Source organism: Terrabacter sp. 2TAF16 (assembly GCF_052115065.1).
In the GTDB taxonomy this organism is placed as follows: Bacteria; Actinomycetota; Actinomycetes; order Actinomycetales; family Dermatophilaceae; genus Terrabacter.
Map to the genome: position 1 here is coordinate 17302 of NZ_JBFRFZ010000011.1, position 17412 is coordinate 34713.

Consider the following 17412-nt stretch of genomic DNA (forward strand, 5'->3'; position numbering starts at 1 on the left):
CACGATGACGACGACGGCCATCTTCGGCGCGGGGGTCATGGGCGAGACCCTCGTCTCCGGCCTCATCCGCTCGGGCCGCACGCCCGGCGACCTCGTCGTCACCGGACGCACGCCGGAGAAGGTCAACGCCCTCGCCGAGCGCCACGGGGTGCGTGTGCTGGCCAACGCCGAGGCGGCCGACGTCGCCGACACGCTCGTGCTGTGCGTCAAGCCGCAGGACATGGCGGCGCTGCTCGACGAGATCCACGACCACGTCGCCCCCGGCAACGCCGTCATCTCGCTGGCTGCCGGCATCACGACGGAGTTCCTCGAGTCGCGGCTGCCCGAGGGCACGTCGGTCATCCGCGTCATGCCCAACACCCCGGCGCTCGTCGACCAGGGGATGGCCGGCATCTCGCCCGGCAGCCACTGCACCGACGACCACCTCGCCGAGGCCGAGGCGCTGCTCAGCTCGTGCGGCCGGGTCGTCCGGCTCGCCGAGAAGCACCTCGACGCCGTGACGGCGATCTCCGGCAGCGGCCCCGCCTACATCTTCTACGTCGTCGAGGCGATGATCGAGGCCGGCGTCGTGCTCGGTCTGCCGCGGGCCACGGCCACCGAGCTCGTCGTGCAGACGCTCTACGGGGCGGCGACGATGCTCAAGGAGACCCGGGAGCACCCGACGGTCCTGCGCGAGCAGGTCAGCTCGCCCGGCGGCACGACCGTAGCGGCCCTGCGCCAGCTCGACGACCACAAGGTCCGGGCCGCGTTCGTGACGGCCATCGAGGCCGCAGCGGCCCGCTCGAAACAGCTGGCGTCCGGGCAGGTCTGAGGGCATCGTGGAGTGATGGCCGAGCCCCACACCCACGACCAGCGCCTCCACCTGCACCCCGTCTCGCCGGAGGACTGGGAGTCGCACCGCGACGTCCGGCTCGCGATGCTCCAGGAGGCCCCCGACGCCTTCTGGTTCACCTATGCCGACGAGGCCGCCTACGACGAGGCCGACTGGCGCCAGCGGATCGAGGGCGCCTGGCTCGTGCAGGCCCGCGACGCCTCGGGGGTGCTCGGCAGCGCGGGGCTCGGTTCCCACTGGGAACCCGAGCGGGCCACGACCGCAACGCTGTTCGGCATGTACGTCGCCCCGGAGGCCCGGGGACGTGGTGTCGGGGAGGCCCTGGTCCGAGCCGTCCTCGAGCAGGCGAGGCGCTTCGGCAAGACCGAGGTCGTGCTCGAGGTGACGAGCTCCAACGTGGTCGCCGAGGGGTTGTACGCGCGGTGCGGGTTCGTGCGCACCGGCGCGGTCCACGACCACCCGCGGCGCCCGGACCTGCGCGAGATCGAGATGGTCCACCGCTTATGAGTCACGCTGTCGGCCAGTCGGTCCGAGGCGCCCCCGAACGTTCACCGCCCCGCGGGTGCGGTCCGGCAGGCTGTCGTGCGAAGGTGGACCCATGAGCGACATCACCGTGCGTCCCCTCGGCGAGGACGACTGGGAGGACTACCGTTCCGTCCGCCTCGCCGCACTGCGTGAATCGCCCGAGGCGTTCGTGGCTTCGGTCGACGAGGAAGAGTCCTACGGCGAGGACTTCTGGCGTGAACGCATGCAGCGCTCCGCACGGCTCGTGGCCGAGCGCGACGGCCGCGCCGTCGGCGTGGTCAGCGTCGGCACCGCCAAGGAGAGCGACGGCACGGCCGGCGAGCTCTTCGGGCTGTGGGTGCGGCCCGAGGCCCGTGGCTCCGGCGTCGCCACCCACCTCGTCAAGGACGGCGCCTCCCTCGCCGCCGAGCGCGGTCACTCCCACCTCGTCTACTGGGTCGGCACCGAGAACGGCCGGGCCGTTGCCTTCGCGAGCGGCATGGGCTTCCGCCCCACCGACTACCGCAGGCCGATGGGTGTCGTCAGCGAGGAGGACGGCGAGGAGGAGGTCGCCATGGTCCTGCCGCTCGGCGCCGACCACGGACCCACGCTGCGCCTCTGAGCCGGCGGCGCGCTCCGGCCGCACTGCGTTTCACGAACCGACCGTCCCCGCGCTCGGGACGGTGGGTTCGTCTGTGCCGGAAGCGAGCCCGACGTCAGGGGCGGGCGGCGAAACGCTCGATGAGCTCGACGGGCCCGCTGACGATGAGCATGTGGTGCGCCGAGATCTTCGTCTGCGGGACGGCGTAGGTGAAGTCCTCGCCCGGTGCCTTGACGCCGACCACGGTGACGCCGTACTTGCGGCGGATCTGGCTCTGCTCCAGCGTGAAGCCGATCGTCTCGGCCGGCGGCTTCAGCTTGACGATGGCGAAGCCGTCGTCGAACTCGATGTAGTCGAGCATCTTGCCGTTGACGAGGTGGGCCACGCGGCGACCGGAGTCGGCCTCGGGCGAGATGACGTGGTGCACCCCGATGCGGTCGAGGATGCGCTTGTGCTCGGGTGAGAGGGCCTTCGCCCAGATCGAGGGGACGCCCGCGTCGACGAGGTTGGCCGCTGCGAGGACCGACGACTCGACGGACGAGCCGATGCCGACGATCGCGATCCGGGGCTGCGCGTGGCGGATCATGTCGAGTGCCGTCGACTGCGCCATGTCGGCGTGCACGACCTTGGCCACCTTGTTCACGTAGCTCTCGGCGATGGCGTTGTCGCGCTCGACGGCGATGACCCGGTGGCCGAGCTTGGTGAGCTCGAGAGCGACGGCCGAGCCGAAGCGTCCCAGCCCGATGACGATGACGTCGTCGTCGAAGAGCCGGTTGCGGCCCATGGGTGTTACCTCCGTCGTCCGTGGCGCGTTTCCGCGATAGCGTCTCAATCATGCCAACTCAGGCCCGGGTCGTCTGGGACTCCTCCTTCACGAGATACGACTTCGGCCCCACGCACCCGATGGCGCCCGCTCGCCTGGACCTCACGGCCCGGCTCTGCGACGCCCTCGGTGTCTTCGACGTCGACGGCGTCGAGGTGGTCGGCGCCGAGGTGGCCACCGACGAGCTGCTGGCCACCGTCCACGACGACGACTACGTCGCCGCGGTCAAGGCCGCCTCGACCGACCCCTCCGCTGCCGACGACGCGTACGGCCTCGGCACCGAGGACGACCCGGCCTTCGTCGACATGCACGATGCCAGCGCCCGGGTCGTGTCCGGCACGGTCGACAGCTGTCGCGCCGTCTGGGAGGGCGAGGCCGAGCACGCCGTCAACTTCACGGGCGGCCTGCACCACGCGATGCGGGGCAAGGCGAGTGGCTTCTGCGTCTACAACGACATCGCCGTCGGCATCCAGTGGCTCCTCGACCACGGCGCCGAACGTGTCGCCTACGTCGACGTCGACGTGCACCACGGTGACGGCGTCGAGCGGATCTTCTGGGACGACCCCAGGGTGCTGACGATCTCGGTCCACGAGACCGGTCGGGCCCTCTTCCCGGGCACCGGGTGGCCGAGTGACGTCGGTGGCCCCGACGCGGAGGGCACCGCCGTCAACGTCGCGCTGCCGCCCGGCCTCAGCGACGCCGGCTGGCTGCGCGCCCTGCATGCCGTCGCCATGCCGCTCATCCGCGCCTTCAAGCCCGACGTGCTCGTGACCCAGCACGGGTGCGACACCCACGCGGAGGACCCCCTCGCGCACTTCGCCGTCACGGTCGACGCCCAGCGGGCCGCGGCCGACGCGCTCCACCGCCTCTCGCACGAGGTGTGCGAGGGCCGCTGGGTCGCCCTCGGAGGTGGCGGCTACGAGGTGATCGGTGTCGTGCCCCGCACGTGGACGCACCTGACAGCCATCGCCGCCCACGCCCCGATCCCGACGAGCACTCCGGTCCCCGAGGACTGGCGTGCCCACGTCGAGCAGATCTTCGGCCGTCCGGGTCCGCGACGGATGGGCGACCTGACCGCCGAGGACGGGCCGCTCTGGTGGCGCTCGTGGGAGATGGGCTACGACCCCGCGAGCGAGGTCGACCGCGCCGTCATGGCGACGCGCACGGCCGTCTTCCCGCTGCACGGGCTCGACGTCCACTTCGACTGAGTTCTTGGCGCTCCGCTTCGCTTCGCGCGTGCCTCGGCGCCCTTCAGGCGTCGCCTTCCTCCGCTTCGCTCGCTCGTTCCTCGCTCGCTGCGCTGCGTCCAGACGACGCCGGCGCCTCGGCTCTGTGCTGTCTGCGCCTCACTTCGTTCCGGCGCGTGCCGCGGCGCCCTTCAGGCGTCGCCTTCCTCCGCTCCGCTCGCTCGTTCCTCGCTCGCTGCGCTGCGTCCAGACGACGCCGGCGCCGTGGCTCTGCTGTCTGAGAGCCTGACCGAAAACGGGTCGGAGTGTTCCTCCGATCAGGGGTAGTCTGACCGGCACGGCGACGACGGGCCTGACGATCCTGAGCCGAGCACGACCAGAGGCCGTCCGCGATCCGCGGCGGCGAAGGTGTGGTGGCACAGCGACATTCCCCATCGCCCACACCTCCGGGGCACCAACCCTCTGGAGGTGAACGGAATGCAACCAACCCAACCCACGACCCTTGCTCCGCGCGTGCTCGCGCGGGACCTCGCGTCCGTCGAACCCGGCGAGCGGGTCACGCTCGCCGGCTGGATCCACCGGCGCCGCGTCCTCGCGAGCGTCACGTTCCTCGTGCTGCGCGACCGTTCGGGCCTGGCCCAGGTCGTCGTCAAGGACCGCGAGACCGTCGACCAGCTCTCGGGTCTGCCCGAGGAGACCGTCGTCGAGGTGACCGGCACCGTGTCGGCCAACGAGTCGGCCCCCGGTGGTGCCGAGCTCGTGGAACCGGTCATCACCCCGCTCACCGAACCGGCGGTCGCGCCACCCACCGAGCTGTGGCGCCCGACCTTCGGCGCCGGGCTGCCCACGCACCTCGACCACGCGGCGGTGACCCTGCGCCACCCGCGCCACCGGGCTGCCTGGCAGCTCGCGAGCGCGTCGATGCGAGGCTTCCGCGCTGCGCTCGGAAGCCTCGAGTTCACCGAGATCGCGACCCCGAAGCTCGTCGGCACGGCCACCGAGTCGGGGGCCAACGTCTTCACCGTCGACTACTTCGGACGCACGGCCTACCTCGCGCAGAGCCCGCAGCTCTACAAGCAGATGCTCGTCGGCGTCTTCGAGCGGGTCTTCGAGGTCGGTCCGGTCTTCCGGGCCGAGCCGCACGACACGGTGCGCCACCTCGCGCAGTACACCTCGCTCGACGCCGAGCTGGGCTTCATCCGTGACCACCACGACGTGCTCGCCGTCCTGCGCGAGGCGATCGCGGGCATGGTCGAGGGCATCCGGGAGTATGCCGCCGACGCCGCTGCGCTCCTGGGCGTCGAGCTGCCGCAGGTGCCGGAGCACTTCCCCGTCATCCACTTCAGCGACGCCCTCGCGAGGGTCGGCGCCGACCCAGACGAGCCCGACCTCAGCCCCGCGCACGAACGCGCGCTCAGCGAGTGGGCCAAGACGGCATACGGCTCGGACTTCCTTGCGGTGGAGGGCTATCCGATGGGCAAGCGGCCCTTCTACACGCACCCGCAGCCGGGCGACGAGCGGTGGAGCAACAGCTTCGACATGCTCTTCCGCGGGCTCGAGCTGACGACCGGAGGGCAGCGCCTGCACCGGCCCTCGGACTATGCCGCGGCGATGGAGCGCACCGGGACCGACCCCGGGGTCCTGACCGGCTACCTCGACGCCTTCGCCCACGGCATGCCTCCGCATGGCGGGTTCGCCATCGGTCTGGAAAGGTGGGTCGGGCGGCTGACAGGTGCCGAGAACATCCGCGAGGTGACCCTCTTCCCGCGTGACCTGCACCGCCTGGAGCCATGACGAGCCGGGAGATCCACAGTGATCTCACCGGCGTGTCGAGTTGCGCGTGATCGATTCGTTCTCCCGTTCGCTTCCCCTCCAGTCACATCTGCCCCTAATGTTGCTTCTTGCACCTGCGTGCAGTTTCGCCGGAGGGGAAGCCGTCGACGCGCGGGTGCAAACCCACCGAAGATCGGGGTAACACATGTCGAATGAGCGCCAGCTCGCCGAGGTGCGGTTTCTGACCGTCGCCGAGGTCGCCTCGATCATGCGCGTGTCGAAGATGACCGTCTACCGGCTCGTCCACGGCGGAGACCTTCCGGCCGTACGCGTCGGCCGCTCCTTCCGGGTTCCGGAGGATGCGGTGCACAAGTACCTCCAGACGTCCTTCATCGACACCGCGTGACAGCAGCGTCACCACGCACCCGAGGGGGCGGCCGCGACCACCCGGTCCGGCCGCCCCCTCGGCGTTGGTGCAGGTGCGCTCGTCGACGCGCTTTTGGGGTAGGGAGCCCGCACGCGCTACCCTGTGAGCCTGTTCGGCTCGTGAAGTTCGACCTACCCTTCTCCGAGGGGTGTCGACGCAGGTCGGCACCAGCTCAGTTCGAGGACACGTCTCACGACAAGGACAAACATGGGTTCTGTCATCAAGAAGCGCCGCAAGCGGATGGCGAAGAAGAAGCACCGCAAGCTGCTGCGCAAGACGCGCCACCAGCGTCGCAACAAGAAGTGACCTGACCAGCTCAGGCATACCGGCGGAATCGCCCCGCACGCTCTCGACCCTCACCTCCGGTGGGGGTCGTTCGCGTTCCCGGGGTCTGTCGGACACCGAGCCTCGACGAGGGCCGACGGGAGCGCCGATGGAGAGGCTCGACACATCCGACCATGAGGTGCCACGCCCGGGTACGGATCGAGCAGGGTCTCGGTAGGCTGCGAGGGCGGGGGTGCGAGTACTCCTCCGCAGCGCGCGCCATCCTCGAGCCCGCTCGAGCAGCGCCCGTGCACGACGTCCGCACCGACCGACGACAGGAGGATCCGATGGCCAAGGTCGTCCTGGTCACGGGGGTGTCCCGCTACCTCGGTGGCCTCTTCGCCCGAAGGCTCTCGACGGATCCGTCGATCGAGCGCATCCTCGGCGTCGACGTCGTGCCGCCCAAGCACTCCATCGGCCGGGCCGAGTTCGTGCGCGCCGACATCCGCAACCCGATGATCGGGCGCATCATGGCGCAGGCGGAGGTCGACACGGTCGTGCACATGAACGTCATCGCGACCCCCAAGGACTCCGGCGGTCGGGTGACGCAGAAGGAGATCAACGTCATCGGCACGATGCAGCTGCTCGCCGCGTGCCAGAAATCCGAGTCGGTCTCGCGACTCGTCGTCAAGTCGTCCGCTGCCGTCTACGGCTCCTCGCCCCGCGACCCGGCGATGTTCAGCGAGGACATGAACCCCAAGACCCTGCCGCGCACGGGCTTCGGCAAGGACTCCGTGGAGGTCGAGGGCTACGTCCGGGGCTTCTCGCGGCGCCGGCCCGACGTCGAGATCACGATGCTGCGCCTGGCCAACGTCGTGGGACCGAGCATCCACACCGCCATCACCGACTACTTCTCGCTGCCGCTCGTGCCGATCCCACTCGGCTACGACGCCCGCTTCCAGTTCATCCACGAGGACGACGCCACGGCGGCCATGATCCTCGCGACCACCGGACCGCCCGCCGGGATCGTCAACGTCGCCGGCGACGGTTTCCTCACCGTGACGCAGTGCACCGCCATCGCGCGGCGCCCCGTCGTCCCGGTGCCGCTCTCGGCCGCCGGTCTCATCGGCACCATCGTCAAGCGCAGCGGCTTCGCCGACTTCTCGTCAGACCAGCTGACCTTCCTCGCCTTCGGCCGGGGTCTCGACACGACCCGGATGCGCTCCGTTCTCGAGTTCGAGCCCCACTTCACCACGCGAGAGGCCTTCGAGGACTACGCGCGTCACCTGCGGCCCGCCGTGCCCGGTGTCGAAGGTGTCGGCGAGGTCGTCAGCGACGCCGCCGGTGGCACCGCCGCAGCCCTCTCCCGCGTCTTCGACAGGATCCAGCCGTGAGCGCCGACCCGAGCAAGGCCGCCGACTCGACGACGTCCGGCGGGGCTGAGACGACGAAGGCCACGTCCGCGCCGTCGACCTCAACGACGGGCGCACCCAAGAAGCCGACGGGGACGAAGCCGACGGGGACGAAGTCGACGGGGACGAAGTCGGCGAAGACGAAGCCCGCGAAGCCGGCCGAGGCGAAGACGCCGAAGACCCCGAAGACGACGAAGAGGACCGCGTCGCCCACGAAGGCCGAGCCGGTCTCGGTCACGAGCGAGAGGCCTGTCGCGACCTCGGGCCGCCCGGCCCGGGGAGCCTTCGCGGCCGGAGCGGCCCGTGCCTCGGGCGAGCGCCGGCGCCGCGCGGGGACGCCCCTCATCCCCACGGCGCCGGTCGAGGTGAGCGCCGCGCGACGCCTCGCGACCGGCGCAGGCGCCGACACCGTCGCCGACGACCTCATCGAGGCAGCGGTGACCGAGGGCCCGACCGAGCCCGAGTCCCGCCCCGCCCGGACGCCGTCGAGCCGGTCCGCGCGCGACGAGGTCCCGAGCGAGGGGGCCGACGCCGCCGAAGCCTTCGAGTCCGCCGAGCCCGACGCAGCCTTCGAGGTCGCCGACATCACCGAGCCCGGGGACCCCGCCGACACCCTGCCGGCAGAGCCGACACCGCCACGGACCAGGCCGAGCCGCGCGTCGATGCGTTCGCCCCGTCGCGCGGGCGCGGGGGAGCCTGCCCGGCTGCGTGCCGTCCCGCCGGTCGAGGAGGTCGCCCAGCGCGGCGTCCGCCCCGAGGCCGAGCCGGAGACACGGCATACGCCCGCTGGAGACGGAGGCGGCTGGGAGCACGCGCTGACGTCGGGGCTGCAGTCGCGGGCCGAGAAGCTCGTCGGCGCGGTGCTCGACGGGGCCGAGCTCAGCTCGGAGTCCCGCCCGGGCCCGGCCGAGCTCGTCGAGCTCGCCGTCAACGTGCTGCGCGCCGCCGCCACCTCGGCCGGGGTGCCCGCCGAGGAGGTCGAGCGACAGGTCGCCGAAACCCTTGCCTACCTCCGGCGCCGTCTCACGGGCGACTACGTCGTCGACGAGTTCGGCTTCGACGAGGACTACACCGTCAACGTCCACCTGCCGCTGCTGCGCCCGCTCTACCGCTCGTGGTTCCGGGTCGAGGTGCGCGGCATCGAGAACATCCCCGACGTCGGCGGAGCCCTCGTCGTCGGCAACCACTCCGGCACCATCGCGATGGACTCCCTCATGACGCAGGTGGCCGTCTACGACGAGCACCCACGCAACCGGCACCTGCGGATGCTCGGAGCCGACCTCGTCTTCCAGATGCCCTTCATCGGCACCATGGCCCGGCGCTCGGGCACGACCCTTGCGGCCAACTCCGACGCCGAGCGACTCCTCAGCAGCGGCGCCCTCGTCGGCGTCTGGCCCGAGGGCTTCAAGGGTGTCGGCAAGCCGTTCAGCGAGCGCTACAAGCTGCAGCGCTTCGGCCGCGGTGGGTTCGTCTCGGCCGCCCTGCGCGCCGGCGTGCCGATCGTGCCGGTGTCGATCGTCGGGGCCGAGGAGATCTACCCGATCCTCGGCAACATGCCCGCCGTCGCCCGGCTGCTCGGGCTGCCCTACGCCCCGATCACGCCGACGTTCCCGCTGCTCGGCCCCCTCGGCATGGTGCCACTGCCGAGCAAGTGGCTCATCGAGTTCGGGCCGCCCATCGAGACCACGAGCTTCGGGCCCGACGCCGCCGACGACCCCATGCTCGTCTTCGACCTCACCGACCAGGTGCGCGAGACGATCCAGCAGACGCTCTACAGCCTGCTCATGCAGCGCAAGTCCGTCTTCCTCTGACCGGCGCCCGCTCGTGACCGCCGGTCGCGACGGAACCGCGAAGAGACCGACACGCGTTCAGGTCAGGGCAGGATCTTCGTCGGCAGCGGCAACGGCACCGTGGGGGCGCCGAGGGTCACCGACGGCAGCGGGATCGTCGCGCCGGGCAGCGTGACGCCACCGCCGCCGACCCTGATCGTCGAGGACGTGACGCCCACCCCCGGCAGGCTGACCGTGGCACCGGGGAGCGTGACGCCGCCGCCACCGACACCCACCGACGAGCTCGTGACCCCGACGCCGGGCAGGTTGATCGTGCCGCCGGGGAGGGTGACGCCGCCGGTGACGGTGACGCCCGGCACGGAGACGCCGGGGACCGGCACGCCGCCCGGGACGGGCACCGAGACCACCGGGGGCCGCGGGGCCGAGCCGGTGGGCCGTGGGGTCGTCGTGGCCCCGGGTCGAGATGGCGCGGTGCCCGGGGCGGACGTGCCGCTCACCGGGCTGCTGGGCCGGACCGCACCGGGCAGTCGTGCCAGGGCCTGTCGGGCCTGGGTGGCTCGGTCGCCGCACACGCCGCAGGCGGCCAGCTCCCTCAGGGTGGCCACCTGGCCCGCGCCGAGCAGGTCCCGCAGACGCTGCCAGGACGCGAGCGAGTCGGCGGGCACCCGGGGTCGCATCGCGTCGACCTGCGGGATGGCGCGGGTGTAGAAGTCGGCAAGCTCGGTCAGCGCGTCAGTGCGGTGCTCGGTGCGGTAGACCTCCATGAGGATGGTCTGGGCACGGCCGGTCGCGTCCGTCGCGGCGTCGTAGGCCGTGTCGAGGTCGTGCGTCGACGGCGAGCCTCCGTCGATGAGGTCGCGGGCATCGGCGATGTGCTCCTGCGCCTGGGCGAGGTAGGTCAGGCCCTCGTCGTAGCGGGAGCCCGCCAGCTGGACGGCGGCCCGGTCGAGCAGCTGCTTGACGCCGTAGAGCGCGTCGCCGGGCACGGCCGAGCGGGACGCGAAGCCGAGGGCGCCGCCGATGACGAGGATGCTCGCGGCCGCGGCGGCGATGAACTTCAGCGGTCGCGCCGCCACGCGGAGGATAGACACGGTGCCGCCGTCACGCGGACCGTCGTCGGCGGCGCCGGCTGCGTCTGCTCCGGCGGGTCCGTCCTCGTCGCCGTCGATCGGGTCGGCGGGTGCGAGGGGGACGAGGGGAGTGACCGCGGTGGCATCGTCGGCCAGCAGGCGGGCGCGTAGGTCGGAGACGAACTCGGCCCGCGGTGCCAGACCGGCCTGGTCGACGGCCTGCACGGCGTGCAGCACCGCGACGAGCTCGAGGATGCCGGGCTCGGAGACCTGCTCGCCCTCGAGGGCGCGCTGGAGGAGCTCGCCGTCGGCGTTCGCACCGAGGTCCATGTCCCTCCTCCGTCTCGAGTCCGTCTGGTTCGTCGTGCTGGTGTGCTGGCTGGTCGTGCTTGCTGGTCCCGCTCGTCGGTCGTCCCGTCAGGGCGTGCCGGGTGCCCTCGCCCGACCCGGCGGCCCCGGCTGGGACGACACGGCACGGCATACGACACGTGGTGCGGCGAGGGGTGGGTGGTGCGGGTCGTTCGTCAGGGGCCGGAGCACCGCCATCGCTGCCACCCCGCCGCCTGCGTTCACACGTTCCACGGTCGCGCCGGTCAGCGCGCCGAGCGTCGGTCCGGGCCCACACGCACCGTCCCTACGCCATGAGAACGACGAGGGTGTCTGTGGGGTTACGCGGATCACAGCTCGACTCCTTCGAGGGCCTTGCGCAGCGCCCGGGTGGCGCGCAGCTGGAGCTGCTTGACGGCCCCCTCGGACTTGTCGAGGATCTTCGCGGTGTCGGCGAGGCTGAGTCCCTGGAGGAAGCGCAGGGTGATGCACTCGGCCTGGTCGGAGCCGAGCTCCTTGATCGCCGAGACGAGGCGCTCGTCGCGCAGCCGGGTCAGCACCTCGGTGTCGGGGGCGTCGACCCGCTCGTCGGCGTCACGCATGTCGGCGGTCGCCACCTCGAACCGGAACTTCGCCGACTTCACGTGGTCGGCGATGAGGTTGCGCGCGATGGTGACGAACCACGCCGCGATGTCCTTGCCCTGCCACGTGAACGAGTCGATCCGGCGCATCGCCCGGAGGAAGGTCTCGGACGTGAGGTCCTCGGCGAGCGCGCGGTTGGCGACCCGGACGAGCACGTAGCGGAAGACCGTGTCGACGTAGACGTCGTAGAGCTGCGCGAACGCCTCCTTGTCGCCGCCCTGGGCGAGCTCGACGAGGGCCGCGATGCGGGCCTGCTCGTCGGCGTCGCGCTCCGGGTGCCGCCGCCAGCCGGCAGAGCCGGGGGAGCCCGGGGAGGTGCGAGTCAGCCCGCCACCCTCGGCGCCTGCATCGGCCAGGGCCGACCAGATGGCGTCGAGCGCCGAGCGCCACGTCGGCAGGGCGTATGCCGCGGGCGCGAGGATCGCCGGGACCGTGCCCGGCAGTGCCGGGCAGGCAGGCGTCATCGACGCCCGCCCCGGGGTCGTTCCCGGTGCGAGGACAGGTGGGGGCCGGCGGCCCGACGTCCTGTTCGCGCGCATTGTGGACAGTCTGTCGGAATGCGCCCGCGGATGGGACCCCGACGACGTTTTGTGGTGCACCCGACGTGCGGCGCCGCGAGCGTGCCTACAGTGGTCGGCATGACGAGCGAGCAGCCCCTCGACGCTCCAGACCCTCCCGCTGTCCCGGCTGCCGGGGCCCTACCGCGGGTCGTCCTCCTCGGGCGCGCCGGATGCCACCTGTGCGACGAGGCGCGCGCCGTCGTCGAGCGGGTGACGGGCGAGCTCGGCGTGGCCTGGCAGGAGCAGTCCGTCGATGACGACCCGGAGCTGCTGCGGCGCTACGCCGAGCAGATCCCCGTGACGTTCGTCGACGGGCGGCGCCACGACTTCTGGCGGGTCGACGAGGCACGCCTGCGCGCCGCGCTCCGGTGACCTGCCTCACCGGCGCATCCCATGCCGTGGTAGGCCGTCGAAGTCAACTTTGTGCATGGGTTCACAAACGTCTAGCCTGATCGGGTCCCCACGTGCTCCACGTGTGGGAGAACGCCTCGTTCGAGAGGAGCCGGTGAGCAAGAGTGTCCGCCGACCCAGCACTGCGTCGCGAGATCCCCGACGCAACCGTCGCGCGGCTTCCCGAGTACCTCCGAACGCTCTCGCGCCTCGCTGAGGACGGCGTCCTGTCGGTCTCGTCGGAAGAGCTCGCGGCCGAGGTCGGAGTGCGCTCCGCGCAGCTGCGCAAGGACCTCAGCCACCTCGGCTCCTACGGGGTCCGCGGCGTGGGCTACGACGTCGAGACGCTCGCCCTCGAGATCTCCCGCGCCCTCGGTCTGACCGAGGACTGGCCCGTCGCCATCGTCGGGATGGGCAATCTCGGGCACGCGCTCGCCTCCTACTCCGGCTTCGTCACCAAGGGCTTCCGCATCGTCGGTCTCTACGACGACGACCCCGCGCTCGCCGACGAGAAGATCGTCGGGGTGGCGATCCGCCCGCTCGCCGAGCTCACCGAGCACCACGCCGTCGACCCCATCGCCATCGGCGTCATCGCGACGCCGGCGCCCGCCGCCCAGGCCGTCTGCGACGCCCTCGTCGGCGCGGGCATCAGCTCGATCCTCAACTTCGCGCCCGCGGTGCTCTCCGTCCCGAGCGGCGTGGACGTTCGCCGGGTCGACCTCTCGACCGAGCTGCAGATCCTCGCCTTCCACGCCCAGCGCAAGTCGCTGGCCGCGGGCGACCTCCGGTCGGCGGTGGCCGCCCCATGAGCCTTCTCGTCATCGGACTGTCCCACCACACCGCCCCGCTGTCGGTGCTCGAGGCGCTCTCGGAGCGCCCCGGGCGTGCCGAGGCCATCGCCGCCTCCGTGCTCAGCTCGGCCACGGCCACCGAGGCCGTCGTGCTCTCCACGTGCAACCGCCTCGAGGTCTACGCGTCGGTGCCGGCCTTCCACCCCGCCGTCGCCGCCATCGGTGAGGCGCTCGCCCTCGCTGCCGGGGTCGAGGAGCCCGAGGGGGCGCGCCGCGTCGCCGACCTGCCGCCGGGCGACCCCGCCGACGCCCTCGCCGACCGTGCCGAGGCCCTCGCCGACCACCTCTACGTGCGCTACGACGACGCCGCCGTCGCCCACGCCTTCACCGTCGCCTGCGGGCTCGACTCGATGGCCGTCGGCGAGGCCCAGATCCTCGGCCAGATGCGCGACTCGCTCGCCGGGGCCCAGAGCCGGGGTCAGGTGGGGGAGTCGCTCAACGCGCTCTTCCAGGGCGCCCTGCGCGTCGGCAAGCGCGCCCACACCGAGACCGACATCGACCAGCACAGCGTCTCGCTCGTGCAGATCGCGCTCGAGGAGGCGACCGCGGTCCTCGGCCCGCTCGAGGGTGTCGCCGCCGCGGTCGTCGGGGCCGGTGGCATGAGCGGCCTCGCCGCCGCGACCGTCTGCCGCCAGGGCATCGGGTCCCTCACCATCGTCAACCGCACGCCCGAGCGTGCCGAGCGCCTCGCGGCCACGACGTCCGGCGTGGCCCGTCCCTGGGACGACCTGACCGACGTCCTCGCCGAGAGCGACCTCGTCGTCACGTGCACCGGGGCGGTCGGCCACGTCATCACGGCCGACATGCTGGCCGCGAGCGCGAGCCGCCGCGGGGGTCGACCCCAGGTCGTCGTCGACCTCGCCCTCCCGCGCGACGTCGAGCCCGTCGTCTCCTGGCCGCACGCCGTCCCGGGCGTCTCGCTCGTCGACCTCCAGTCGCTGGGACTCCTGCTCGAGGGCCGCGCCGACACCACCCAGGTCGTCCGTGTGCGCGAGCTCGTCACCGGTGAGGTCGCCGACTACCTGACGCGCCGCATGGAGAAGTCCGTGGCGCCCACCGTCGCCGCCCTGCGCGCGCGTGCCGCCGCCCTCGTCGCGACCGAGATGGAACGGCTCGACCAGCGGCTGCCCGGCCTCGACGAGGCCACCCGTGCCGAGGTCGGCCTCGCCGTGCACCGCATCGTCGAGAAGCTGCTCCACACGCCGACCATGCGGGTCAAGGAGTTCGCGATGGAAGGCAGCGGCGACGACTACGCCGCCGCCCTGCGCGAGCTCTTCGACCTCGAGCCCAAGGACGTCGCCAACGTGTCCACGCCGCCGAAGCGGGCCCAGCCATGACCGCCCTGCGTCTCGGCACGCGCAGATCGGCCCTCGCCACCACCCAGTCCGGGTGGGTGGCCGACCGCCTGCGCGAGGCCGGCCACGAGGTCGAGCTCGTCGAGATCACGACCGAGGGCGACGTCTCGGGCGAGCTGCTCACCGCGATCGGTGGCACCGGCGTCTTCGCCGCGGCCATCCGACGAGCCCTGCTCGATGGTCGCATCGACGTCGCCGTGCACTCGCTCAAGGACCTCCCGACGGCGCCCGAGCCCGGTCTCGTCGTCGCCGCCGTCCCGGTGCGCGAGGACAGCCGCGACGTGCTCGTGGCGCGCGACGGGCTGACGCTCGGCGAGCTGCCCGCCGGTTCCGTCGTCGGCACCGGCTCGCCGCGTCGCACGGCCCAGATCGCAGCGCTCGGGCTCGGCATCGAGATCCGGCCGATCCGCGGAAACGTCGACACCAGAATCGGATTCGTCTCCTCGGGTGCGCTCGACGCCGTCGTGCTGGCGCGCGCCGGTCTCGCCCGGCTCGGCCGTCTCGACGAGGCCACCGAGGTCATCGACCCGATCCAGGTGCTGCCGGCACCGGGTCAGGGGGCCCTCGCCGTCGAGTGCCGGTCCGACCGCGACGACGTCGTGGCCGCCGTGTCCGTCCTCGACGACCCCGACACGCGAGCCTGCGTCGAGGCCGAGCGCTCGCTGCTCGCGACGCTCGAGGCCGGTTGCACCGCACCCGTCGGGGCTCTCGCCGAGGTCGTCGAGGGCGACGACGGCCTCGAGCTGTCGCTGCGTGCCTTCGCCGGCACGGAGGACGGCACCGCCCCGCTGCGCCGCTCGCTCGTCGGGCCCTACGACGAGCCGTTGGTTCTCGGCTCGCGCCTCGCCCGGATCCTCCTGGAGGACGGCGCCGCCGACCTCCAGGTCGCCACGTCAGCTGGACCTGCCCCAGACCACGCCCCACACCAACCGGAGCAAGTTTCGTGACTCCTTCCCACCAGCCGTCAGAGCAGACGGGCTCGACTCCCACCCACGCGACGACGCCGGCGTGTGTCGCCTTCGTCGGCTCCGGACCGGGCGACCCCGGCCTCATGACGCTGCGCGGCCGCGACCTGCTCGCCGCCGCCGACGTCGTGATCCTCGACCGGATCGCTCGCGACGACGTCGTGCTCGAGCACGCCCGCCCCGACGTCGAGATCATCGACGCCGGGCACGGCGAGCAGGGCCAGGAGCTCACCCACGCGGTGCGCGCCAAGCTCGTCGTCAAGGCCGCGAAGTCGGTCGCCCCCGGCGGCCTCGTCGTGCGCCTCATGGACGGTGACCCCGCGACCTTCAACGGCCTCGTCGAGGAGGTGCGTGCCTGCCGCAAGGCCGGCATCACCTACGACGTCGTGCCGGGGGTGTCGGCGCTCACCGCCGGGCCCACGTATGCCGGAGTGCCCCTGACCTCGAAGTCGACCGGGGCCGTCCACGTCGTCGGCGTCGACCGCTCCGGCGTCGACTGGTCCGCCTACGCGGCCGACACCGACACCCTCGTGCTGCTCGGCGGCACCGAGGGCATCCGGGCCGCCCTCGCTGCGCTGCGCGCGGCAGGACGTCCGGCGGACGCCCTCGTGGCGCTGACGGCATACGGCACGACCGTGCGCCAGTCCTCCGTCGCGACGACCCTCGGCGACGCCGACGGGATCTTCGGTGGCAAGGAGCCGCTGCAGGTGTCGCTCGCGGTCGTGTCTCCCAACGTCGGGCTGCGTGACGAGTTCTCGTGGTTCGAGTCCAAGCCGCTCTTCGGCTGGAAGGTGCTCGTGCCGCGCACCCAGGCCCAGGCCGGCTCCATGGTCGACCGGCTCGCCGGCTACGGCGCGACGGCCGACGTCGTGCCGACCATCTCCGTCGAGCCGCCGCGCACGCCGCAGCAGATGGAGAAGGCCGTCAAGGGCCTCGTCACCGGGCGCTATGAGTGGGTCGGCTTCACCTCGGTCAACGCCGTGCGCGCCGTGCGCGAGCGCTTCGAGGAGTTCGGGCTCGACGCCCGGGCCTTCGCCGGCCTCAAGGTCGCCGCGGTCGGGGGCGTCACCGCCGCCGCTCTCCGCGAGTGGGGCATCAACCCCGACCTCGTGCCCGCGGGCGAGCAGTCCGCTGCCGGCCTTCTCGAGTCGTGGCCCGAGTTCGACGAGGCCCTCGACCCGATCAACCGCGTGCTGCTGCCGCGCGCCGACATCGCGACCGAGACGCTCGTCGCCGGCCTGCGCGACATGGGCTGGGAGGTCGACGACGTCACGGCCTACCGGACGGTCCGCGCCGCCCCGCCGGCCGCGTCGATCCGCGACGCCATCAAGGGCGGCGACTACGACGCCGTGCTCTTCACGTCGAGCTCGACGGTGCGCAACCTCGTCGGCATCGCCGGAAAGCCCCACGCCGCAACGGTCGTCGCGTGCATCGGACCGGCCACGGCCAAGACCGCGCAGGAGCACGGCCTCCGGGTCGACGTCCTCGCGCCCGAGGCCTCGGCCCTCAGCCTCGTCGACGCGCTCGCCGGCCACGGCGTCGGGCTCGCCGTCGCGGCGGCCGAGGCGGGCCAGTCGGTGCAGCGTCCCAGCGACAAGCGTCCGGCCTCGCGCCGCCGCGCCCGCTGAGACGAGGCCCC

Annotated in this window: 17 protein-coding genes; 14 read left to right on the forward strand and 3 right to left on the reverse strand. The window is 72.3% G+C overall.

The window, feature by feature from the left end; all coding sequences use genetic code 11:
- Window positions 1–4 precede the first annotated feature (4 nt).
- The 3 genes from proC (at window position 5) to AB4Z14_RS16650 (ending at window position 1958) form a co-directional block, all read left to right on the forward strand.
- Window positions 5–811 carry a pyrroline-5-carboxylate reductase gene (gene proC / locus AB4Z14_RS16640; protein WP_056773514.1) on the forward strand — a complete coding sequence of 269 codons (807 nt, stop codon included), beginning with the start codon at window positions 5–7 and terminating at the stop codon, window positions 809–811.
- Window positions 812–826: 15 nt separating this feature from the next.
- The gene (locus AB4Z14_RS16645; protein WP_442276171.1) at window positions 827–1339 is read left to right on the forward strand and encodes a GNAT family N-acetyltransferase; all 513 of its coding nucleotides are present in this window, start codon (window positions 827–829) and stop codon (window positions 1337–1339) included.
- A 91-nt stretch (window positions 1340–1430) separates the two neighbouring features.
- Window positions 1431–1958, forward strand: coding sequence for a GNAT family N-acetyltransferase (locus AB4Z14_RS16650; protein WP_442276172.1), 528 nt, complete (start codon window positions 1431–1433; stop codon window positions 1956–1958).
- Window positions 1959–2052: 94 nt separating this feature from the next.
- Here the strand turns inward: AB4Z14_RS16650 and AB4Z14_RS16655 are convergent, their stop codons facing one another.
- Window positions 2053–2721: a potassium channel family protein gene (locus AB4Z14_RS16655; RefSeq protein ID WP_056773504.1), complete on the reverse strand. Its 669-nt coding sequence runs from the start codon at window positions 2719–2721 to the stop codon at window positions 2053–2055.
- A 50-nt stretch (window positions 2722–2771) separates the two neighbouring features.
- Between AB4Z14_RS16655 and AB4Z14_RS16660 the strand changes: the two genes are divergently transcribed.
- From AB4Z14_RS16660 to AB4Z14_RS16685, 6 genes are all read left to right on the forward strand, one after another.
- Window positions 2772–3968, forward strand: coding sequence for an acetoin utilization protein AcuC (locus AB4Z14_RS16660; protein ID WP_442276173.1), 1197 nt, complete (start codon window positions 2772–2774; stop codon window positions 3966–3968).
- A gap of 492 nt (window positions 3969–4460) precedes the next feature.
- Window positions 4461–5741 (forward strand): aspartate--tRNA(Asn) ligase, encoded by a 1281-nt coding sequence (aspS, locus tag AB4Z14_RS16665; protein ID WP_442276174.1) that lies wholly within the window; start codon window positions 4461–4463, stop codon window positions 5739–5741.
- Window positions 5742–5925: 184 nt separating this feature from the next.
- A complete protein-coding gene (locus AB4Z14_RS16670; RefSeq protein WP_056773495.1) occupies window positions 5926–6126 on the forward strand; it encodes a helix-turn-helix domain-containing protein in 201 nt (66 codons plus the stop codon).
- Window positions 6127–6354: 228 nt separating this feature from the next.
- The gene (locus tag AB4Z14_RS16675) at window positions 6355–6453 is read left to right on the forward strand and encodes a 30S ribosomal protein bS22 (RefSeq protein ID WP_003792170.1); all 99 of its coding nucleotides are present in this window, start codon (window positions 6355–6357) and stop codon (window positions 6451–6453) included.
- 305 nt (window positions 6454–6758) lie between these two features.
- Window positions 6759–7805, forward strand: coding sequence for an NAD-dependent epimerase/dehydratase family protein (locus AB4Z14_RS16680; RefSeq protein WP_442276175.1), 1047 nt, complete (start codon window positions 6759–6761; stop codon window positions 7803–7805).
- Entirely contained in the window at window positions 7802–9634 is a 1833-nt protein-coding gene (locus AB4Z14_RS16685; RefSeq protein ID WP_442276176.1) for a 1-acyl-sn-glycerol-3-phosphate acyltransferase, read from the forward strand. Before AB4Z14_RS16680 ends, AB4Z14_RS16685 begins: the two co-directional genes overlap by 4 nt.
- Window positions 9635–9696: 62 nt before the next feature.
- Here the strand turns inward: AB4Z14_RS16685 and AB4Z14_RS16690 are convergent, their stop codons facing one another.
- Together AB4Z14_RS16690 and AB4Z14_RS16695 are read right to left on the reverse strand one after the other, a co-directional pair.
- Window positions 9697–11013, reverse strand: a complete 1317-nt coding sequence (locus tag AB4Z14_RS16690) for a hypothetical protein (RefSeq protein WP_442276177.1) — start codon at window positions 11011–11013, stop codon at window positions 9697–9699.
- A 347-nt stretch (window positions 11014–11360) separates the two neighbouring features.
- On the reverse strand, window positions 11361–12116 hold the full coding sequence (locus tag AB4Z14_RS16695) for an RNA polymerase sigma factor (protein WP_442276178.1): 756 nt from the start codon (window positions 12114–12116) through the stop codon (window positions 11361–11363).
- A gap of 174 nt (window positions 12117–12290) precedes the next feature.
- On the opposite strand from AB4Z14_RS16695, the gene AB4Z14_RS16700 reads away from it, so the two are divergent.
- From AB4Z14_RS16700 to AB4Z14_RS16720, 5 genes are all read left to right on the forward strand, one after another.
- Complete coding sequence (locus AB4Z14_RS16700; RefSeq protein WP_442276179.1) at window positions 12291–12584, forward strand: glutaredoxin family protein; 294 nt, start codon at window positions 12291–12293, stop codon at window positions 12582–12584.
- A 143-nt stretch (window positions 12585–12727) separates the two neighbouring features.
- Window positions 12728–13411 (forward strand): redox-sensing transcriptional repressor Rex, encoded by a 684-nt coding sequence (locus AB4Z14_RS16705; RefSeq protein WP_020145048.1) that lies wholly within the window; start codon window positions 12728–12730, stop codon window positions 13409–13411.
- Window positions 13408–14790, forward strand: a complete 1383-nt coding sequence (gene hemA, locus AB4Z14_RS16710; protein WP_442276180.1) for a glutamyl-tRNA reductase — start codon at window positions 13408–13410, stop codon at window positions 14788–14790. The genes AB4Z14_RS16705 and hemA overlap by 4 nt, the downstream gene beginning before the upstream one ends.
- On the forward strand, window positions 14787–15755 hold the full coding sequence (hemC, locus tag AB4Z14_RS16715; RefSeq protein WP_442276181.1) for a hydroxymethylbilane synthase: 969 nt from the start codon (window positions 14787–14789) through the stop codon (window positions 15753–15755). The genes hemA and hemC overlap by 4 nt, the downstream gene beginning before the upstream one ends.
- Entirely contained in the window at window positions 15752–17401 is a 1650-nt protein-coding gene (locus tag AB4Z14_RS16720) for a uroporphyrinogen-III synthase (RefSeq protein ID WP_442276182.1), read from the forward strand. Before hemC ends, AB4Z14_RS16720 begins: the two co-directional genes overlap by 4 nt.
- Window positions 17402–17412: the final 11 nt, after the last annotated feature.